We start from the raw sequence: 20440 nt of genomic DNA, 5'->3' as shown, positions 1-20440 counted from the left end.
CTCACGCGAGTTCTTCGACGACCGCCCGGACGCGAATCGATCGGGCGATGGTTTCCGGAAGGCTCTGTTCTCCGCCGGTCACCGCGACCGTCACCATCCCGAACGGGGCCACGTCCACGATTTCCATCTCCGTTCCGGGCGTGATACCCGCGTCGGCCAGATAGCGCAGCTCCTCGTCGTCGCGGTCGCTCACGCGTGCGACGACGACACGCTGTCCCTCCTCGTGTTCGGTCAGGGGCGTCGTGTCGTCCTCGTCGATGGGAGAGAGGTTCGCGTCGGGGATGGGGTCGCCGTGCGGGTCGACCGTCGGGTTCCCGAGCGCGTCGGCCACGCGTTGCTCGAACTCCTCGCTGATGTGGTGTTCCAGACGGTCGGCCTCCTCGTGGACTTCGCTCCACGAGTAGTCCAGGTGTTCGGTCAGGTAGGACTCGAGCAGTCGATGGTGCCGAAGCACTTCGAGGGCGACCGTCTCGCCCTCGGGCGTGAGTTCCACGCCTTTGTACTTCTCGCGGTCGAGGAGTCCGCGGTCCGTCAGCTTCTCCACCATGCTGGTGACCGTGGGCGGCGTCACCCCGAGATACTCCGCGATTTCGGAGGTCGCAACCGGTCCCCCATCCTCCTTCTGAAGCGTATAGATGGCTTTCAAGTAGTCTTCCATCACGTCGCTTAGCATCACTAGGCGGAATTAGACAGTTCTAAACCTTCAATTTGTCGTGTGCTTAGGCCGGTTCGGTGACCGCACTACCGTCGGTCGGACTCCACCAACGGGAGGAGTACGTCCGCGAGTTCGGTCATGTCGACGGCCGAGACGGGGGCGTTCGGTCGGGCTTCGTCGCCGACGTACACCGTCCGGAACCCCTGTTCGCGGGCGGGGACGATGTCCTCCTCGAACGTGTCGCCGATGTACATGAAACCGTCCGCGTCGAGCCGTCGTTTCGCTTCCTCGAAAATCGCGGGGTCGGGTTTCCGTGCGCCGACTTCGTTCGAGACGACGACCGTATCCACGAGGGATTCGAGGCCGTGTGCGTCGATTTTCCGACGCTGTGCCCGCCCGTCCCCGTTCGTGAGGACGCCGGTCGGACACCGAGCGGAGACGGCTTCCACGAGCCGTCTCACGGGTCGCCGAACGCGCGTGGCTTCGGCCTCGTTTTCGATGTGCGTGGCCGCCAGCGCAACCGGGTCCGCTTCGAGGTCGTATCTCTCACAGACCGCAGTGAAAGCTCGTTCGTACGGCTTCTCCCGTAGTTCGGTAATTCCTTCCAGCACGGTTTCGGAGTACGTCACTAGCATCTCTTCGGTCGGCTCTCCGGGAAGCGACCGCGTAGCAATCTCGTCGAACGAAGCGGTGTATTCGAGGAGGGTATTGTCGAGGTCGAAATAAATCGCGGTTGTCATACGTAAAAATGTGATTCGATTGAAAAATATGCTTCGGGAAAGGGAACTCCCGTTCGTGATGACGTTCGAGAAACCCGTTTGAATCCGACAGAAGCCAATGTTCGGAAGCCAATTCGTGAGAGGTCGATTCTGCGTTCAGGGCCAGTTGCCGCTCTCGGTGTAGGCGTCGATGACGCGCTGAAGGGAGACGACGTAGGCCGCCGTACGGAAACTCGGCAGGTCGTGTTCCTCGTAGGCGCTCGTGAGGTCGTCGAACGCGGAGACGATGATGTCTTCGAGTTCCTCGTTGACGCGGTCTTCGGACCAGTAGAAGCGCTGGCGGTTCTGTACCCATTCGAAGTACGAGACCGTGACGCCGCCCGCGTTGGCGAGGATGTCGGGGAAGACGTGCACGTCGCGCTCCGTGAGGACGTCGTCCGCATCCGGCGTGAGCGGCCCGTTCGCGGCTTCGACGATGACGTCGGCCTGCACGTCCCGTGCGAGGTTGCCGTCGATGGCGTTTTCGAGCGCGGCGGGAACGAGGAGGTCCACGTCCAGCGTGAGGAGGTCCTCGTTGCTGATTTCCTCTTCGGTGCCCGCGTAGCCGACGACGCTTCCCGTCTCGTTCTTGTGGTCTTTCACGTCGCGGGCGTGGAGGCCGTCGGAGTTGTAGATGCCGCCGCTGGAGTCTGACACGGCAACGATTTTCGCGCCGAGGTTTTCGAGGAGCTTCGCGGAAATCCATCCGGCGTTCCCGTAGCCCTGCACGGCGACGGTCGCGCCCTCCATCTCCTTGCCGAGGTAGTCGAACGCCTCGCGGGCGGTGAGCATGGTCGAGCGGCCCGTCGCCTCGACGCGGCCCTCGCTGCCGCCGCTTTCGAGCGCTTTACCGGTGATGACTCCCGGCTCCGTGGTGTTTTCGAGCTTCTCGTAGGTGTCCTTTATCCAGTTCATCTCGCGCTGCCCAGTGTTCACGTCGGGTGCAGGAATGTCCTGGTCCACGCCGATAAACGGTCGGAGTTCCTTTGCGAACGACCGCGTCACGCGCTCCAGTTCCGCTTCGCTGTACTGATCGGGGTCGATGATGATGCCGCCTTTCCCGCCACCGTAGGGGATGTCCACCACGGCGGTTTTGTACACCATCCACCCGGAGAGGGCCTTCACTTCGTCGCGGCTGACGTTGGGGTGGTAGCGGATTCCACCTTTGTACGGGCCGCGGTCGCCGTTGAACTGCGAACGGAAGGCTTTGAACGTCTCGATCGAACCGTCGTCCATCTCGACGGAGAGGTTCGTTTCGAGTATCCGCTGGGGGTGCTTGAGCCGTTCGAGAACGTCAGGGGACGCGTCGAGGTACTCCGCCGCGTCGTCGATCTGTTCCTGTAAGCTCTCGAACGGATTGGCTTGTTCGGACATCGTCTGTCAATGACACCCACCCACTGTTAAGCATGACGAAATAAGGATGAGCTATTACCCCTAAATGTGATATAATGTCACGGATCAGTCATCAGCGCGAGCGTATTCCATCACTCGTTTTGCTTGTGCGATAAGCGGTGCATCTATCATCTCACCGTCAACATTGAACACTCCCCGTCCCTCCTCGTCAGCTTTCGCTTTGGCTTCGAGTACCGACTCGGCCCATTCGACCCGTTCCGGGTCGGGCGTGAACGCCTCGTTGATGGGCGTCACCTGCGCGGGATGAATCGCCATCTTCCCGTCGTACCCGAGCCGAATAGCGAACTCGGTCTCCTCGGCCAATCCGTCCGTGTCACCGAAATCGGTGTACACCGTGTCGATGGCGTCCACGCCCTCCGCGCTCGCCGCGATGACGACGTGTTCCCGCGCGTAGAGGACCTCCGTCCCCTCGTCGGTCCGCGCCGCCCCGATGTCGGCGGAGAGGTCTTCAGCGCCGAACACGAGCGCGTCCGTCTCGTCCACGGCGGCGATTTCGGCGGCGTTGAGGACGCCGCTCGCGGTTTCGATTAGTGCGAGGACGGGTACCAGACAGTCGTGTTCGTCGAGGAGTCGGGCCAACGTCTCCGCGTCGGTCGCGGACCCCGTCTTCGGGAGCATGACGGAGTCGATAGTCTCCGCGCCGTCCGCGATTCCGCGGAGGTCGTCGTCCGCCGCGATTCCCGTCGGGTTGACGCGAACGCACACCTCACAGTCCGGGTCGAACGCCGGGTCCGTGAGTACCTCACGAACCGCTGTTCGCGCTTCAGCCTTCCGCTCGGGGGAAACGGCGTCCTCCAGGTCGAACACTATCACGTCGGCCCCCGCTCCGGGCGCTTTCCGCATCATCTCGGGTCGGTCGCCCGGCGTGAACATGACGCTTCGTCGTGGCATAGACGAGGCGACGGGTGGCGTCGATTTCAAGCCACCGGAGAGGCAGACCGCCAGTTCTCCCAGATATCTTTATCTCGTCCCCCATCAGTGAGTTGGCATGGCTCCAACGAAAGAAGTCGAGGCGAACTCGGAAACCGGTTCGGACTCCAACATGGGACTGGGTATCGGCCTCGGTGTCGCTCTCGGTGCCGCACTCGGCGTCGTCATGGACAACATCGCGCTCGGAGTGGGAATCGGAATGGCAATCGGGGTCGCAATCGGGGCCGGACTGTCCAACCGGTAGCCGTCACTGCTTTCGAATCCCATCCGTACATGCGTCAGTGGAACGGTTGTCTTCGACCCGAAAAGATGACTGCCCGTTTTCGGTCCGTCTCGTTCGTTTCGTGTATTCGACTCGATTCGACTGCCGACCCCGAGTTAGGGCCAGAGTCCGCGGGCCTTGTGGGCTTCCGCGATACGCGAGAGGCCGACGATGTACGCGGCGTCACGCCACGTCACGCCGCGCTCCTCGACTTCGCTGCGCACGCTGCTCCACGCGTTCAGCATCTCGGATTCGAGTTCCTGGTTGACGCGTTCGAGCGACCACTGACGGCGGTTGATGTCCTGCAACCATTCGAAGTACGAGACCGTGACGCCGCCCGCGTTGGCGAGGATGTCGGGGATGACGTGGATGTCGCGGTTCTCGAATATCTCGTCCGCGGTAGTCGTCGTCGGGCCGTTCGCACCCTCGACGATGATGTCCGCCTGTACGTCGCTGGCGTTCGACTTGGTGAGGACGTTGCCGATCGCGGCGGGGATGAGGACGTCCACGTCGAGTTCGAGGAGGTCCTCGTTGGGAATCGGGTCGTGGCCGTCGAACGTCGTGACGGCTTCCGGCTTCTCCTCGTGGGTCGGTATTCGGTCGATGTCGAGGCCGTCCTCGTCGTAAATCGCGCCGTTCACGTCGGAGACGGCGACGACGTTCGCGCCCCATTCGTGAAGCGAGAGCGCCGCGTTCGCGCCGACGCTCCCGAACCCTTGAATCGCGATGCTCGTGTCCTCCAGCGGGTAGTCGTAGTACTCACACGCCTCGCGGGCGATGATGGCCACCGAGCGACCCGGCGACTCCTCGCGGCCGTACGAACCGCCGATAACCGGCGGTTTGCCGGTGACGACGCCGGGTTGGGTTTCGCCCTCTTGCATCGAGTAAGCGTCCATGAACCACGCCATCGCCTGCGCGTCGGTTCCCATGTCGGGGGCGGGAATGTCGCGCATCGGTCCGATGAAGTCGCGCAGTTCCTCGGCGAACCGGCGGGTGAGTCGTTCCTTCTCCTTCGTGCTGAGTTCCTTGGGATTGACGACGATACCGCCTTTCGCTCCCCCGAACGGGAGGTCCATGACGGCGCACTTCCACGTCATCCACATCGAGAGACCGATGCACTCCTCCTCGGTGACGCCGGGGTGGTAGCGCATGCCGCCCTTGAACGGCCCGCGCACGCTGTCGTGCTGTGCTCGGTAGCCCGTGAATATCTCCGTGTCGCCGTCGTCTCGCTGCAGCGGAACCGAGACGCGGTGCACTTGGTCGGGGTGCTGCAAGCGCGCGATGACGCCGGGGTCGACGTCGAGGTGCGCCGCGGCGCGCTCGAGTTGTCGTCGTGCCGTTTCAACTGCCGTTTCCGGTTCGTCCGTGGTCTGCTTCCCAGTAGATGCCATGGTGTGGACGCCTCCGACAGGCTTGCCCGTTTAGTCGGGAGCGCCGTGAGAAAGACCTTACCATCCGTCACCGCGTCGCCATGCAATACCACGGCACGATTTTAGCGAAAGAACATGATGAACGAGAGGGTTGACGTGGTGCATGCGAGCGACGAGAGTAAGCGGGAGGACGAAGGGAGGCCAAGAAACGAAGGGTACAGGGGAATGGAAAAGGACGAAGAAAGGAGAGGCGGGGAGTCGACCGAGGAAGGATTACAGGGGGAGTGCGTACACCGTCCCGGCCACGTCGCCGACGTAGACGGTGTCGCTGCCGACGGCCGGCGACCCGACCAGCGAATCCCGTGCGCGGAAATACCACTGAACGTCGCCGTCGGAGCGGTCGAGTGCGACGAGCAGTCCGTCGTCGTTGCAGGCGTACACTACTTCGTCCGTGACGGCGAGCGACCCCCAGACGTGCGCACCGGTTTCGACGCGCCAGCGTTCGGTCCCGTCCGCCGCGTCGAGTGCTAAAACGTCCCCGTTCGCACAGCCGACGTAGACGGTTCCGCCGACGACGGTGGGAGACGACCAAATCCCGGCGTCGGCCTCGTATCGCCATTCCGTCTCGCCCGTTTCGGCGTCGAGCGCATAGATTCGGTCCCCGTCCACAGTCCCGACGTACACCGTATCACCGACGACAGCGGGCGCACCCGCGATGGCGAGGGAGGGGGCAAAGCGGAAGCGTTCGTCCCCGTCGGTCAAGCGGTGGGCGAACAGACCACCGTCGAGACCGGTCGTATAGAGTGTTCCCCCGGCGATATGTATCGACGTGAGCGCCCGTGTCGGGGTTCTGAACGACGACGTTTCAGCGCCGGTTGCGGCGTCGAGCGCGGACACCCGTCCGTTCCGCGCCGCGACGTAGAGCGAATCGCCGAGGAGTATCGGCGACTCTTCGACGCCCGCATCGGTTTGGAAGGTCCACTCCCGCGTTCCGGTCGCCCCGTCCAGTGCGAACAGGTTCCCGCTTCGGTCGCCGACGTAGGTGAACTCCGCACCCGGAACCGGCGAGCCGACCGCGTTCGGTGCCTGAAACAGCCAGTTACTCACGCCGTCCAACCGGTCGATACTACAGACGAAGCCGTTCTCCGTCCCGACGTACACCGAGCGATTCCTGATGACGGGGGCGGTTTCGACCGGTCCACCGACGTAAGCGAACCACTGTGCGTGGGCACGTCTGCCCTCGCCCATCGGCATCGTCGGGGCGGCCGGTTCCTCCTCGACACCGGGTTCGCCGGCTCCGGTTCGGACGTTCGGCCCGGAATCGATACCGCCGTCGGCGATGAACGTGACGTCGGGCGTTACCACTTGTTCGAACTCGCCCGTCGTATCCGTATCGACCCTGCCATTTCGTGTCCGCTCTGCTCCGTCACGACGCTCCTCCCTTGCCTGTCGCGTGTTTCGTTCTTTCATATTTTTCCTGACCTGACTTTGGCCTGAGTATCACCTCGTTCGAATACTACCCTCTTTGTTATGAACTGCTTACGCCCCGGTATCGCACGTACAACGGTCGAAAGCCGTTGCAACAATCGCCGCCAGACCGACAGGATTTTTCCCTCGCTCGACGCAGACGTTCGCATGACGGGGCTGTACTACGAGGAATTCGAAGTGGGTGAAACCATCGAACACGAAAAGCGACGAACCATCAGCGAAAGCGACAATCAGCGGTTCTGTGATATGACGATGAACCAACAGCCGCTCCATTTGGACGCCGACTTCGCGGCGGACACCCAGTTCGGCGAGCGGTTGGTCAACGGACTGTACACCATGAGCGTCGCCGTGGGTGTGTCGATACCAGACACGACTGATGGCACCATCATCGCCAACCTCTCTTACGACGACGTCTCCCATCCGGAACCGGTGTTTCACGGAGATACGGTTCGCGCCCAGTCCACCGTTACGGACAAGCGCGAGACGAGTGACGGCGAACGCGGCGTCGTCACGATGAAAGTCGAGGTCTTCAAAGTCGATGGCGACGACGAGACGCTCGTGTGCGAGTTCGAGCGGACGGTTCTCTCGCTCAAAAAACCCTAAGGCAGGAACACGGAGACGTTCACGACCACGGCGAATACCCACGGGGCGGCGAGGCCGACCGGAACGAACGCGACGTATTCCCGCGGGACGAGGGTCCGGCCGACGAATCCGACGGTCAGTGCGAACGCCTTCAGTCCGACGAGAGAGAGGAAGCCGTATCGGCCGAGCGCGTGGCGCGCGACCGGATTCGATTCGACGAGTCCCGCACGTAACCCGACGTACGTCGTGAGCAGATCGCCCACGAGCGCGAGGAGAACGACGGCCCAGAGCAGTCGCTCGATGTCGCCGAAATCGAACCAATCCGTGCGCTGATACCGAAACGAAAAGGGCTGGTGACTCATGGATGGTGGCGCGGATATTCCACGTCATCCACGGAGACGCCCGAACGGGGCTTTATTATGAACCGGCTTACCCGGCTTAGACAGGGGCTAAGACGCCGCTTCCCGTCTCTATAGAATCGTGCCGTGTTTCTTGTCGGGGAGGTCCTTCTCCAAGCCCGCGTAGAAATCGTAGCGTTGGACGAGTTCCTCGCGGAGGGTACTCGGCGGAACGATGTCGTCGATGACCATCTCGCTCGCCATGCGGTGGACGTCGATGTCCTCGCGGTACTCCTCGCGGAGTTCCCGTTCGCGCTGGGCGCGTTCCTCCTCGTCTTCGATGTCGTTCAACTTGTTCGCGTAGACGGCGTTGATGGCCGCTTCCGGTCCCATGATTCCGATTTCACCCGACGGAAGCGCGATGATGCTCTGTGGGTCGTAGGCCGGTCCGGACATGGCGTAGATTCCCGCGCCGTAGGCCTTTCGCACGACGACGGAGAGTTTCGGAACGGTGGAGGAGGACGTGGCGTAAATCATCTTCTTCCCCTTCTCCAGAATCGCGTCCTTCTCGACCTGCGACCCGGCCATGAAACCCGGCGTGTCACAGAGGTAGAGGAGTGGAATCTCGAACGCGTCGCACTTCCAGATGAACTCGGCGGCCTTCTCGGCGGCGTCCGGGAAGATGGCCCCGGAGCGCTGTGCCGGTTGGTTGGCGACGATACCGACGGGTCGCCCGTCGATTCGCGCGAAAGCGGTGATGATTTCGCCGCCGAAGTCCGGCCTGAGTTCGAAGTAGGAGTCCGCGTCCACCACGCGCTCTATCAGGTCGGTCATGTCGTAGGCGCGGTTCGGACTGTTCGGGATGACGCCGTCGATGCCCTCGGGGGACCGTTCGGGCGCTTTCGGTTCGCTCCGCGGCGGTTTCTCGTGGGCCTTGTCGGGCAGATACGTGATGAGGTCGGCGACGAGTTCTCGGGCGTGTTCCTCGTCGCGGGCCACGAGGTCCGCGCTTCCCGAGTGTTCGGCGTGCATGTGTGCGCCGCCGAGGTCCTGCATACTGATGTCCTCGCCCGTCACCATCTGCACCATCCGTGGGGAGGCGATGGCCATCGCCGACATCCCTTCGACCATGATGGTGAAATCCGCGAAGACCGGGGTGTAAGCGGCCCCGGCGATACACGGCCCGTAGAGGACGCAAATCTGTGGGACGCGTCCCGACAGCATCGAGTGGTTGTAGTAGTACTTTCCGATGCCCTCGCGGTTGGCGAAGAAACCGGACTGCTGGTCGATGCGGCCACCCGAGGAGTCCATCAGGTAGAGGACGGGTTTCCCGTTCTGGAGCGCACGCTGTTGCATGCGGAGGAACTTCTCGACGCCCTTCGCGGCCATGCTTCCGGCTTTGACCGTGAAGTCGTTCGCCATGAAGTGCAGGTCTCGGTCCTCGAACTCCGCCGCGCCGGTGATGAGACCGTCGGCGGGCAGTCGGTCGTCCGCATCGAACTCGGCGAATCGGCCGTCCTCGAACTTCAGACCTTCCTCCCCGAACCAGAGGTCGAGTCGGTTACGGACGAACAGTTTGCCCTTCTCCGAGAGGCGTTCTTTGTACTTCTCCTTCCCGCCCGACTCGATGTCCTCGATTTCCTGCCAGAGGAGTTCCTCGCGTTCCGTCGGTCCGAGGTCGTCTTCCGGCGGTTCGCCGGGGTCGTTCCACGTGGCCGTCGGTTCGTCCGCGTCGCCGACGAACACCTCCACCTCGCTTCCGACGTGTTTTGCGAGCGCGCTGGCGATTGCCGAGGCTTCCTCCTCGGTTGCCTCCGTTCCGATACGAACTTTCATGAATGAGAATCCGTGAGGAGATTTCAAACCGTTTTCCCTTTCTATCGCGGCAACATTTCCTCGGCGATTCGGCGAAAAAGCGGGAAGATAAAACGTGAGAGGGAGGGTCAGAAGCGTCTGCGGGGGTGGCAGTGCGGAGTGAACTCGAGACGCGGTTACTGGTCGGGAAGTTCCATGGCCGCGACGTGCTCCGCATACTCTTCGAGTACGGGTTGACCCCAGTACCGAAGTGATTCGCTCCGTGGGTCGTAATCGATGATGTTCGCGTCAGCGAGTTTCGGGAGGTGTGTGTGGTGAAGCGATGCCTCGACACGTCGTCGGTAGTCGTCCGGGACATCGTTGGCCGACGTTTCGGTTTCCCACGTGACGACCTGGTCGACGAGATCAGAAAGCGTCGCTACGCCGTCTGCCGTGGTCGAAAGATAGTGGATGGCGTATCGCCGTCGCTTGTTCGACAGCAGTTCGAAGATGTCATCGAACGACGGTCTGCTCACTGCCGGTTCGGCGCGAAGTACGTGGGAGGGTTGTCCCGATGGGCGGTTCCCCGTGTCATCACGGTATGGTGACTCGTTGCTCATGCGACGCTCAACAGCAGTTGACCAGCATGGATAAAGAAGGGTGAATCTAGACACCTAGAAAACTGGCAGTGAAAGTGAAATCATCGGCCCCAAGAGTTTTATTTCCTATAATTGAGACACCGATTATATTCGGGTCGGTGTGCAAACAATCCCGGCCGCTCGAAACATGGATTTCCCTGTCGATTCGCTTTCACTACTCTCGGTATTGGTCGTTTCGGATTCAGCAATCGAGGCCGGAATAGGCCGGTGGTTCCGAGAACGGAATTAACGATGGCCGTAGTTAACGTGTGATATTCTCGTGTGAGTCGTATCCGATGACTCGATTCGCACGGGCCACACTCGCCCTCTTCCTCGTACTCCTCGTCAGCACCGTGAGCGTTGGCGTCGTTTCGGTTTCGAACCCGACCGACTCGGCTTCCGCCGCGTCCGCCGAACCGCCAGCATCGAACGCCAAGCTTCCGCTGTTGCCGGCGAGCGAGGGGAGCAGCGAGTTCCTCCAGCAGACGGAAACGAACCAGTCGGCCCGTGAACAGGCCGCCACGCTCGGTGCCGTGCAGGGTGCGTCGTTGGCACAGAGACAAGGTGTCACGATCACCCAACAGCAGCGTCAAGCTGCCGTACAGGGCGCAGCACAGGCCGTCTCCCAGAACCAGCAGGCGACCGTCACGCAGATTCAGGCGGCGGCGCGCGGCGCGGCGCACGGGACCCTCCTCCAGAGTCAGGACGTGAACGTCACGCAGATTCAGACGGCGACGCAGGGTGCGACCACCGGTGCGACCACACAGGTCCAGCAGGCCACGGTAACGCAGATACAGTCCGCCGCGTTCGGCGCTGCACACGGCGCGACGGCGGGGAGTCAACGAGCGACCGTCTCGCAGGTGCAGGCCGCCGCGAGAGGCGGTGCACAGGGCGCAGCAACCGGCGCGACACAGAACCAGCAAGCGAGCGTCTCACAGATTCAGGAGGCAGGACAGGGGGCCGCGTTCGGTGCGCTCGACCAAAGTCAGAGCGTCTCGGTTGCGCAGATACAGGCCGCGACGCGAGGGGCCGCGAGCGGGGCGGTCCAAGCGCAGCGTGCGAACGCGAAACAGGTCCAAGTCGCCGCAATGGGAGCAGCGCGCGGCGGCGTCACGCAAGTGCAGCAAGCGACCGTCCAGCAAGTGCAAGCGGCGTGCCACGGTGCCGCAGCGGGTGCCGTCTCGCAGGTACAGCAAGTGTCCGTAACGCAGATTCAGGTGGCGGCACAGGGTGCCGTGACGGGCGGACTCACGCAAGTCCAGCAGGCGACGATCAAGCAAATTCAGGCGGCGTGCCGCGGCGCGGCCGCCGGCGCGTTGAGCGTCACCCAGATTCAAGTCGTGAACATCGTCCAGATTCAGGTCGTCACACAGGGGTCGGCACAGGGTGCGGTGCAGGGTGCCGTCCAAAAGCAGGTCGTGAACGTCGAACAGATTCAGGCGGCCGCGAAAGGGGCGTCACAAGGTGGCATCACGCAGGTTCAGACCGTCCGAATCACACAGATTCAGTCGGCCTGCGTCGGGGCGGCGACGGGTGCCGTCACACAAAGCCAGCAAGTGAGCGTCACACAGGTCCAAGCCGCCGCCCGAGGGGCGTGTGCGGGTGGCGTCGTGGCGAGCCAACGCCAGCAAGTCTCCGTTAAACAGGTGCAGGCGGCCACGCAGGGTGCGTCGAGTGGTGCTGTCTCACAGAGCCAGCAGGCGACGGTGACGCAGTTGCAGGCCGCCGCGCGGGGGGCGGCACTCGGCGGAATCACGCAGGTCCAACAAGCGACCGTCCAGCAAGTGCAGGCGATATCGTTCGGCGCGGCCGCCGGTGCGACGCAGGGAGCGACCGCGGGAAGCGTAACCGACCCGGACCAGATTCGACAGGCAGCCCTCTCGGGGACGTCACAGGCGGCGGACGAGGTACAGCCCGGAACGACCGTCCCGCCCGATACGCTTCAGTCGATCGCCCAAAACGAGTCGAGCGGCGGGGGGCAACCGACGCAGACGGCGCAACCGTCGACATCGACGACTCCACCAGAGACCACTTCACAGGGTCCGACGACGACACCGTTGCCGACGTCCACGGAAGCACCGCCACCGACCACCACGCCGAATCCGGTCACTACGACCCCGGCACCGCCCACTGCGACCACGACGAACGCCACGGCCCCAACTACGACGCCGAACGGGACGACTACCACCGTTGCGCCGCCGACGACTACGACGAACGCCACCACGACTACGACCACCGCACCGCCCGCTGCACCGGCCACCGTGAACCTGACTTGCACGCGAATTACGGTGAACGCGACGCAACCGGCCGACTATCGGATGCAAGCGGTGTTGGTGGACGCCTCGAATCCACAGTCGGGCGTGTTAGTGACACAGGACATCTCGGCGGCGGACTTCGAGCAGCAACCGGACGGAACCGTCTCGTGGACGAACACGACCGACGATTTCGACACACCGGGATACGTCTTCGTCAACGCGACGGTCTTCGACGCGAACGGTCAACAGGTCGCGACGACACAGCAGGGTGACTTGCAGGCATGTATCCGGCAAGTCGGCGGCCCCGGCCAGACCACGGTGCCGCAGACGACCGTCGGCGGTCCGACCGCGACATCCGGTCCCACGACGGGGGGACCGCAAGCGACACCGGCAACCTCCGGTTCGACGACAATCGTGACGACGGGACCGCAGACGGTGCCAGCCACGTCAGCGACGAGCGTGACGGTTGGAACGGGCGCACCGGTTGAAACGAATCCGTCGGTCAGAACGTAGTCCGTCGTCTGCGAGTGGAAACGTGAAACTCGTCCGAAGCGTCGAAAGAAAAACGAACGGTCCGAATCGCTACAGCGTCGATTCGAGGCGGTCGATGAGTTCCGCGTTACCGATGTGTAGCGGCACTCGCTGGTGGAGGTCCTCGGGCGTCACGTCGAGAATCGACGTCTCGCCGTCCGAGGAACGGCCGCCCGCGGACTCGATGATGTACGCCATCGGGTTCCCCTCGAACTGGAGTCGGAGTTTGCCTTCGGGGCGCGATTCGAGGCCCGGGTAGGCGAACACGCCGCCGTAGGTCAGTACTTGGTTCACGTCGCCGATCATCGCGCCGCCGTAGCGCAGTTTGAGTTCGTCCTCTATCTGGCGTGCGTAGGCCGTGAACGTCTCCGGCCAGTCCGGGACGCGGCCGCCGAATCCGTAGACGGTGGGGTCGTCCGGGAGCGTCACGTCCTCGGTGACGACTCTTCGTTCCCCGTCTCGCGGCGCGGAACTCGCGGTGCCTTGCACCGCGCTGTCCTCCACGACGTATTCGGTCACCGACCCGTCACGGGCGACCATCATCGTCGTGATGGGGCCGAAGAGGACGAACGCCGCCGCGACGAGGTCGGTTCCCTTCGCCGGGAGCGGCGCGTCGTAGACGCCGACGATGGTCCCCATCGAGTTGTTCGACTTGAGGTTCGACGACCCGTCGAGGGGGTCGATGGCGACCGACAGTCCGTCGCCACACTCGACGACGTGTTCCCGTTCTTCGCTTGCGAACTCGCCGACGCCCTCGATGGCGGTCAACTCGGTTTCGAGGTGCTCGTCGGCCCACACGTCCGCCGCCATCTGGACTTCCCCGCTGGGATTCTCCTCGTCCGCCGTTCGACGGCGGCCGGTGAGACCGCCGCGGATTTCGGGCGCGGCGGCGGCGACGGTCGAGATGATTTGGTCAACCGTATCCATCGTTAGAGCGCTTCGTCGGCAGTTGCACCCTCGAAGATGACCTTTTCGAGGGCGTCGAGGATTCGCTCGGGGTCCTCGCGTTGCCAGACGTTGCGGCCGACGGCGAGTCCGGCACCGCCCGCGTCCATCACGGCTTCGACGCTGGAGAGGAAATCGTAGTCGCTGGTCTTCGAGCCACCGCTCATGACGACGGGCATGTCCGCGGCGGACTTGACCGCCCACTCCATGGATTCGCGGGAGCCGGAATACTTCACCTTCGCCATGTCAGCGCCGATTTCGAGGGCGATTCGGGTCGCGTAGGCGATGGTGCTCTCCTTCGTGTCGTTCTTGAGGCCCTGTCCACGCGGGTACGACCACATGACGACTGGCATGTCGTATTCGCGGTGTGCTCGCTCCTGCACGTCGCGGAAGTCCTCGTACATCTTCGTCTCGTGGTTCGACCCGGAGTAGACGGTGTAGCCGACCGCATCCGCGCCGATTTCGGCGGCGTAGTCGACCGTCCAGTTCTGCGGCGAGTACGGTTCGCCCATCCAGAGGTTGCTCGTCCCGTTGAGTTTGGCGAGCAGGTTCACGTCGTCGTCGTAGGAGGGGTAGTACGTCTCGGCGATACCTTTCTGAACCGCGAGGCAGGTCACCGCGTCGTGGGTCGCGGTTTCGAAGATCTCCTCCGGATTCAGGGTGTCCGGTACGGAGCTAAAGTCGGCGGACGGTCCGTGTTCCAGACCGTGGTCCATTGCGAGGATAAGTGCTTTGCCGTCTCGCGTCACTTGCGAGTCAGTCAGCGGAATCATCATCCCGAACTGCGCCGAGGACGTATATGAGTGTACTGGTAACCAGTGAAGCAAACACCCGTTTTCGGCCATCTCGGTAGTTCTATTGTGGGAATTGAAAACTATGATAGTAGTAAATTCACAGTAGTTCGTGGGCGGAATCACGCCACGTCGTGACACGATTTTGGTCGAGCGCGAGCGAGTCAGCGACGCGTTCCGGGTTCGCGATAGCTAAACTCCGAACCGAGGTGATACCCGCCTCCGCGAGTTCCTCGGCCAGTCGCTCGTCGATTTCCGGTACGTCGGTCACCGGGTCGGGACTGCTTCGGTCGCGCCACGCCGCTTCCTCCGCCTTCGCGTCTCCGCTCCCGTCGGTCGTCGCCGTTCCCGGCGTTTCGTTCTCCCAATCGCCGGAACTGGCCGCGATCCACGCACGTTCCTCGTCCCGAAGACCGCGGACTTGCGTGGACCGGTCCCGAAGGTCGTTGCCCGATTCGAACGACCACGAAAGGGAGTGTTCGCGCCGCAGACGCCCCGCGACGCCCGGATTGACGCCCGCTTCGCGGAGCATCTCGTAGGAGACGGTTCGGTTCCGGATATCTTCGACGCCGAACGACGCGTCGTCGAGAACCGCCGCGGTCGCTGGCCCGACGTATTTCACGTCCGTCAGTTCGGTCCCGTCCTCTTCGCCTGTCTCGTGTTCCCTCACGACCCTCACCGATTCGTTTCTTTCTCCCACTCACTCATCTTGAATGTTTCGCCATTCGACCTGTTCGAATAGTTACTGTGTCAACAGATTTCGTTCGGCACTTCCGTTCCGCTATCCTTACAACCGCTCCCGAAGCAGTCGCCACTATGCGGACGATTTCCGAAATCGACAGCATCGGCGTAATCGGGGCAGGCACCATGGGCAGCGGTATCGCGCAAGTCGCCGCTACGAACGGTTTCGACGTGGTCATGCGTGACATCAAAACCGAGTTCGTGGAAAACGGGTTCGACACCATCGAGGACAGTCTCGACCGGTTCGTCGGCAAGGAGAAGATGAGTCGGGAGGAGGCCGACGAGGTACTCTCGAATATTACGGGCACGACCGAACTCGACGACCTCGCAGACTGTGACTTCGTCGTCGAGGCCGCCGTCGAGAACATGGACATCAAACAGGACATCTTCGCGGAGTTGGACGACGTACTTCCCGAGAACGTCGTCCTCGCCACGAACACCAGCACGCTCTCGATAACGACCATCGCCAGCGTGACCGACCGCGAGTCCCAAATCGTCGGCCTGCACTTCATGAACCCCGTCCCCATCATGAAGGGCGTCGAGTTAGTCGTCGGCGAGAAGACGGACGAGGACGTCGTCACCCTCGCCCACGACCTCGCGGAGGAACTCGGCAAGGAGACGTGGGAGTCCGACGACAAACCCGGGTTCGTCACCAATCGCATCCTCATGCCGTGGATAAACGAAGGCATCCGCGCCTACGACGAGGGCGTCGCCGACAAGGAGGACATCGACAAGGGAATGACGCTCGGAACGAACGTCCCCATGGGTCCGCTCACGCTCGCCGACCACATCGGATTAGACATCTGCCTCGACGCCAGCCAAACCCTCTTCGAGGAACTCGGCGACCGATACAAACCCGCCTACCTGCTGAAGCGCAAAGTGGACGCCGGTGACCTCGGCAAGAAGACGGGCAAGGGCTTCTACGAGTACTGAGACGACTTCGGATTCCTATTTTTCCATCGTTTCCGTCGGCGTCGGCGGCGATCTTCGCGAGAGCGAGGACGATTCCTTGAGGTGATTTGATGATGCCACTTCGTTTCGGTCGGTCGATAGATTGACCGCCGCCGATTCGGTCGTCTCTCCGGTACGGCATTGGTTTAGGCTCGCCTAAAATTCGGAACAGTTATCTCGATTTAGGCGAGCCTAAAGTCATGACTCGTGATACGCAGACAGCACAGTCGCGTCGACGGTTCATCAAAATCGGCTCGGGCGTCGCCGCTACCCTCCTCGCTGGGTGTACCGACACGAGCGGCGATAACGGCGACCCGGAATCGAACGACTCGTCAACGACGCCGACCGAGACGGCCGGCCAGAACGCCGGGACTACGTCTGAAACGACCGAATCAGCGGGCGGAAACTATTCGGTGTCGATGGCACCGATGGGCGAAGTGACGTTCGAAGCCGTACCGGAGAACGTCTTCACCGTCCTCACCCATCATACCGGGATGGTCGTCGCGCTCGGCAACGGTGACGGCGTCAACGCCCTCCACGCGCCGGACTACTACGACACCGTGATGAACCTCTACTACGAGCGCCTCGACGGCGTCTCGGTCGATTGGTCGGACTGCTTCTCGTCGTGGGGCGCACCGAAGGAGAAAGTGTACGAACTCGACAGCGACGTTCACCTCGCGGACCCCGCGATGATGGCGTCGACGGATGGCTGGTCGCGCCCGGACGTGACAGAAATCGAGGAGAACGTCGGTCCGTGGTTCGGTAACAGTTACAGCGATTCCCACCGGAAGCCGCCGAAGAAGTGGCGTGACGGCTACGAGTACTACTCCCTCTGGGACATCTTCGGCAAAGTTGCGAAGGTGTTCAAGGAGGAAAAGCGGTACGAGGCGCTCGCCGCGGTCCATTCTGACCTCCTCTCGACCATCGAGTCGAACCTCCCACCCGAAGACGAGCGACCGACGGCCATCATGGTCACGGGAACTGCCGACCTCTCGGACATCTGGGCCTACAACCTAAACACGCCCGGCTTCCTCACGGCTCACGTCCGGCCGCTCGGCGTGACCGATGCGTTCGGCAGCAGTATCACCTCCGGGGCACAAGTCGACTTCGAAGCGATGTTGGAGGCCGACCCGGACGTGATACTCGACCTCGGTGGGATGGCACCGGGCTACGAGATGTCGAAGGCGCGCGAGATACTCGAGGATGACCCCGTCGCCGCGGAGATATCGGCGGTGAAAAACGACCGCGTGTTCGTACAGGGGATGCGGTATCAGGGGCCGCTCATCAACCTCTTCCAACTCGAGATGACGGCCAAACAGCTCTATCCTGACGCCTTCGGCGAGTGGCCGCGGTTCACGAAGAGTCGGCCATATCCGGAGTTCTCGAAGGAAGAGGAGCTGTTCGACAAGCAACGGGTCGCGGATATCGTCACCGGCAGAGCCGACGACGTCTGACCCGAATATCAGGACAGGTGGAACGGCCGTTCCGAAATCGTGCGCCGCAACTCGCCGAGCGTTTCGCGTTCGACGCCGCCCGCGAGCGAGGTGATGAGGGCGTGGACTTCCTCGCGGGACACCTTGACTCCGGCGCGGCGAAGCGCGTCCTCCGGACGTTTTCGGACTTCACGGAGCGTGCCGACGGCGAGGAGGTACGGAATCGTCCACGCGACGAGGCGGTTGCCGCGTTCGCGCGGCATGCTCTCCAGATACGTTTGGGCGTCGTCGGTGAAGCTGTGGGCGTGGTCCGCGGTTCGAGCGACGACGTCCGCGACGTCGTCGCTGTGTTCGGGGTCACAGAGGTCGTCCTGTGGTACGTTGGCGTCTTCGAGCCACGTCTCCGGAAGGTAGACGTTGTTCTCGTCGTGGTAATCGACGTACACGTCCTTGGTGACGTTGACGAGTTGCAGGAGGAGCGCGAACGATTCGGACGTTTCGCGGAGGCGGTTCGCCTGCGCCGAGTCCGCGTCCCGACAGACGAGGTTCGTGATGAGTTCGCCGACGGTTCCGGCGACGTAGTAGCAGTACTCCTCCAGTTCGGCCCGCGTCCCGATTCGGAGGCCGCCCTCGTCGGCGTGTCGTTCGACGAACATCGCCATTCCGCCGACGAGTTCGCGGACGGGCGGTCGAACCGCTTCCCGGACGGACGGCGAGCACGTGTCGAACGTTTCGACGATTCGTGGCGCGTTCGCGACCACGGACCAGTCGGCATCGTCGTCGCCGTCGTCCGGTATCCATTCGTCTACCGCCTCGCGGAACTCGTGTATTGTCGTCGAATCAGTCGGATCGAGGACGGCGTCGTACTGATAAAGGAGACGCGTCTGTTCGGCGGGCGGAATGTGGCCCGCGTCCTCGATGGTGTCGGCGACACGACAGAGGAGGTATCCGACGCAGATGGCATCGGCCATCGGCGCATCGAGGAGGTCGATGGTGATGGCAAACGTTCGGGAAACACCCTGAACGGCCTGATGGCACCATTCGAGGTCATCCTCGGAGGGGTCGTCGGAGGTCGCGGAGGTCGGTGGGTGGCTGTCCATTCTGTTACTGAACCTTTCGGCCCTTCGTGTTGAGACGGCAAAACCGCTTGGGCTTACCTCTCCGGTGTCACTGGAACGGCTAATCAGTTCCGACTCCCGTCGGGACCCGCAGTCGCCCGAATCGCGAGTCGCAAGCGCCAAGTCTCGCGGCCGCACACCCGAACACGAGCAATGTACGAGGGCGTTCACGCCGTCCCCGATGGGGATAGCACCGTCGCACGGTTCGCCGCCACCGCCGCCGACTACGGGTTCGACGGCATCGTCGTCCGTAATCACGGCGACTCACGCACCGACTTCGACGCGGAGCGAATCAGCGGCACCTACGACGTGGACGTGGTGGACGGCCTCGAAATCCGAGCGGACAACCCATCGCAGGCGAGCGGTCACGTCGGCAACTTCCGCCCGAAGACGACGATGCTCCTGTTTCACGGGGGGACGGCCAAACTCAACCGCTTCGCCGTCGAGGAGGAACGAATCGACGTGTTGGCCCACCCGATGCGCGGCCGCGGCGATTTCAACCACGTGCTGGCGAAGGCCGCCGCCGAACACGGTGTCCGGGTCGAGTTCAACCTCTCGCGTATCCTTCGCGCCGACGGCGGTCCGCGGGTGCAGGCGATACAGGACCTCCGCAAACTCCGTGAACTGGTGGTTCACTACGACGCGCCGTTCGTCGTCAGCGGCGACCCCTCTTCTCATCTCCACCTTCGCGGCCCCCGCGAACTGAAAGCCGTCGGCGAGGTCATCGGCTTTTCCCCCGAGCAAATCGAGGACGGACTCCGGGAATGGGGCCGTCTCGCCGAGCGAAACCGGACGATTCGCTCCGACGATTTCATTGCCCCCGGCGTGAAACGTGGGCGGTATGAAGAAGACGATTGAGGAACACGCCGACCGCTTTTCCGACATCGCGGGCGACTACGACGATTCACAGGACAGCGAGGAGTACCGCGCCTGCGTCTCGCTCGTGGTGGACCACGCTGACCCGGACGATGACGACACCGTCCTCGATTTGGGGACCGGAACGGGCGCAATCGCACTCGCGCTCGCCCCTCACGCGAAGCGCGTCATCGGTCGTGACATCAGCGAGGGGATGATGGACGAGGCGCGAACGAAGGCCGAGGCGAACGGCATCGAGAACGTCGAGTTCGGTGAAGGGCGGTTTCGGAACCCGAACGTGAACGAGGAAATCGACATCGTCGTCTCCAACTTCGCCATGCACCACCTCTCCGATGACGAAAAGCGCGAAGCAATCGAGGCCATCGCGGAACTCGGCCCGGGGAAGTTCGTCCTCGGCGACGTGATGTTCTTCGGCCTGCCCGACCCCGACGAACCGTTCTACAGTCCGGAGGTCGATGATCCGTCCACGGTCGGGCATCTGGCCGACGTGCTAACGGACAACGGTTACTCGTTGACCGCCGTGGAACGGGTTCACGAACAGGTCGGCGTGCTGGTCGCGGAACGCGCCTGA

General features: G+C 62.8%; 20 protein-coding genes. 7 read left to right on the top strand and 13 right to left on the bottom strand.

Annotation, left to right across the window (positions count from 1 at the left end; genetic code table 11):
- Nucleotide 1 precedes the first annotated feature (1 nt).
- The 4 genes from AC1XDK_RS13035 to AC1XDK_RS13020 all read right to left on the bottom strand — a co-directional run bounded on the left by AC1XDK_RS13035 (nt 2) and on the right by AC1XDK_RS13020 (nt 3717).
- A complete protein-coding gene (locus AC1XDK_RS13035) occupies nt 2-673 on the bottom strand; it encodes a metal-dependent transcriptional regulator (RefSeq protein ID WP_483350666.1) in 672 nt (223 codons plus the stop codon).
- 68 nt (nt 674-741) lie between these two features.
- Nucleotides 742-1395, bottom strand: a complete 654-nt coding sequence (locus AC1XDK_RS13030) for an HAD family hydrolase (RefSeq protein ID WP_483350333.1) — start codon at nt 1393-1395, stop codon at nt 742-744.
- A 135-nt stretch (nt 1396-1530) separates the two neighbouring features.
- Complete coding sequence (locus tag AC1XDK_RS13025) at nt 1531-2787, bottom strand: Glu/Leu/Phe/Val family dehydrogenase (RefSeq protein ID WP_483350332.1); 1257 nt, start codon at nt 2785-2787, stop codon at nt 1531-1533.
- Nucleotides 2788-2871: 84 nt separating this feature from the next.
- Nucleotides 2872-3717, bottom strand: a complete 846-nt coding sequence (locus AC1XDK_RS13020; RefSeq protein ID WP_483350331.1) for an HpcH/HpaI aldolase/citrate lyase family protein — start codon at nt 3715-3717, stop codon at nt 2872-2874.
- A 97-nt stretch (nt 3718-3814) separates the two neighbouring features.
- Here AC1XDK_RS13020 and AC1XDK_RS13015 point away from each other — a divergent pair, with 97 nt between their 5' ends.
- Nucleotides 3815-4000 carry a glycine zipper domain-containing protein gene (locus AC1XDK_RS13015; RefSeq protein ID WP_483350330.1) on the top strand — a complete coding sequence of 62 codons (186 nt, stop codon included), beginning with the start codon at nt 3815-3817 and terminating at the stop codon, nt 3998-4000.
- Between the two features lie 134 nt (nt 4001-4134).
- On the opposite strand, the gene gdhB is transcribed toward AC1XDK_RS13015, so the two are convergent.
- Both gdhB and AC1XDK_RS13005 read right to left on the bottom strand, forming a co-directional pair.
- Nucleotides 4135-5409 (bottom strand): glutamate dehydrogenase GdhB, encoded by a 1275-nt coding sequence (gene gdhB, locus AC1XDK_RS13010; RefSeq protein ID WP_483350329.1) that lies wholly within the window; start codon nt 5407-5409, stop codon nt 4135-4137.
- Between the two features lie 252 nt (nt 5410-5661).
- Nucleotides 5662-6858 (bottom strand): outer membrane protein assembly factor BamB family protein, encoded by a 1197-nt coding sequence (locus tag AC1XDK_RS13005; RefSeq protein ID WP_483350328.1) that lies wholly within the window; start codon nt 6856-6858, stop codon nt 5662-5664.
- Nucleotides 6859-7023: 165 nt separating this feature from the next.
- On the opposite strand from AC1XDK_RS13005, the gene AC1XDK_RS13000 reads away from it, so the two are divergent.
- On the top strand, nt 7024-7479 hold the full coding sequence (locus AC1XDK_RS13000; RefSeq protein ID WP_483350327.1) for a MaoC family dehydratase: 456 nt from the start codon (nt 7024-7026) through the stop codon (nt 7477-7479).
- Here AC1XDK_RS13000 and AC1XDK_RS12995 read toward each other — a convergent pair.
- The 3 genes from AC1XDK_RS12995 to AC1XDK_RS12985 all read right to left on the bottom strand — a co-directional run bounded on the left by AC1XDK_RS12995 (nt 7476) and on the right by AC1XDK_RS12985 (nt 10126).
- Nucleotides 7476-7820, bottom strand: coding sequence for a DUF5658 family protein (locus tag AC1XDK_RS12995; protein ID WP_483350326.1), 345 nt, complete (start codon nt 7818-7820; stop codon nt 7476-7478). The two genes, AC1XDK_RS13000 and AC1XDK_RS12995, sit on opposite strands and share 4 nt — an antisense overlap.
- A 108-nt stretch (nt 7821-7928) precedes the next feature.
- Nucleotides 7929-9632, bottom strand: coding sequence for an acyl-CoA carboxylase subunit beta (locus tag AC1XDK_RS12990; protein ID WP_483350325.1), 1704 nt, complete (start codon nt 9630-9632; stop codon nt 7929-7931).
- 155 nt (nt 9633-9787) lie between these two features.
- Nucleotides 9788-10126 carry a DUF7344 domain-containing protein gene (locus AC1XDK_RS12985; protein WP_483350665.1) on the bottom strand — a complete coding sequence of 113 codons (339 nt, stop codon included), beginning with the start codon at nt 10124-10126 and terminating at the stop codon, nt 9788-9790.
- 398 nt (nt 10127-10524) lie between these two features.
- Between AC1XDK_RS12985 and AC1XDK_RS12980 the strand changes: the two genes are divergently transcribed.
- The gene (locus AC1XDK_RS12980; RefSeq protein WP_483350324.1) at nt 10525-12996 is read left to right on the top strand and encodes a hypothetical protein; all 2472 of its coding nucleotides are present in this window, start codon (nt 10525-10527) and stop codon (nt 12994-12996) included.
- 69 nt (nt 12997-13065) lie between these two features.
- Here AC1XDK_RS12980 and AC1XDK_RS12975 read toward each other — a convergent pair whose 3' ends face one another.
- The 3 genes from AC1XDK_RS12975 to AC1XDK_RS12965 form a co-directional block, all read right to left on the bottom strand.
- Nucleotides 13066-13941: a class 1 fructose-bisphosphatase gene (locus AC1XDK_RS12975; protein WP_483350323.1), complete on the bottom strand. Its 876-nt coding sequence runs from the start codon at nt 13939-13941 to the stop codon at nt 13066-13068.
- A 2-nt stretch (nt 13942-13943) separates the two neighbouring features.
- On the bottom strand, nt 13944-14732 hold the full coding sequence (locus tag AC1XDK_RS12970) for a class I fructose-bisphosphate aldolase (protein WP_483350322.1): 789 nt from the start codon (nt 14730-14732) through the stop codon (nt 13944-13946).
- A gap of 118 nt (nt 14733-14850) precedes the next feature.
- Nucleotides 14851-15429 carry a DUF7409 domain-containing protein gene (locus AC1XDK_RS12965; RefSeq protein ID WP_483350321.1) on the bottom strand — a complete coding sequence of 193 codons (579 nt, stop codon included), beginning with the start codon at nt 15427-15429 and terminating at the stop codon, nt 14851-14853.
- Nucleotides 15430-15566: 137 nt separating this feature from the next.
- Here AC1XDK_RS12965 and AC1XDK_RS12960 point away from each other — a divergent pair, with 137 nt between their 5' ends.
- Complete coding sequence (locus AC1XDK_RS12960) at nt 15567-16424, top strand: 3-hydroxyacyl-CoA dehydrogenase family protein (protein ID WP_483350320.1); 858 nt, start codon at nt 15567-15569, stop codon at nt 16422-16424.
- A 218-nt stretch (nt 16425-16642) separates the two neighbouring features.
- A complete protein-coding gene (locus AC1XDK_RS12955; protein ID WP_483350319.1) occupies nt 16643-17896 on the top strand; it encodes an ABC transporter substrate-binding protein in 1254 nt (417 codons plus the stop codon).
- A gap of 8 nt (nt 17897-17904) precedes the next feature.
- On the opposite strand, the gene AC1XDK_RS12950 is transcribed toward AC1XDK_RS12955, so the two are convergent.
- Nucleotides 17905-18975 carry a phytoene/squalene synthase family protein gene (locus tag AC1XDK_RS12950; RefSeq protein ID WP_483350318.1) on the bottom strand — a complete coding sequence of 357 codons (1071 nt, stop codon included), beginning with the start codon at nt 18973-18975 and terminating at the stop codon, nt 17905-17907.
- 171 nt (nt 18976-19146) lie between these two features.
- Here AC1XDK_RS12950 and AC1XDK_RS12945 point away from each other — a divergent pair, with 171 nt between their 5' ends.
- Together AC1XDK_RS12945 and AC1XDK_RS12940 are read left to right on the top strand one after the other, a co-directional pair.
- A complete protein-coding gene (locus AC1XDK_RS12945) occupies nt 19147-19851 on the top strand; it encodes an RNase P subunit p30 family protein (RefSeq protein WP_483350317.1) in 705 nt (234 codons plus the stop codon).
- Nucleotides 19835-20440 carry a class I SAM-dependent methyltransferase gene (locus AC1XDK_RS12940; RefSeq protein ID WP_483350316.1) on the top strand — a complete coding sequence of 202 codons (606 nt, stop codon included), beginning with the start codon at nt 19835-19837 and terminating at the stop codon, nt 20438-20440. Before AC1XDK_RS12945 ends, AC1XDK_RS12940 begins: the two co-directional genes overlap by 17 nt.

The sequence above is a fragment of the Haladaptatus sp. HS23 genome (assembly GCF_056892285.1).
The sequence above is the reverse complement of the archived record's forward strand: the minus strand, read 5'-3'. Positions and strand labels throughout refer to the sequence as shown.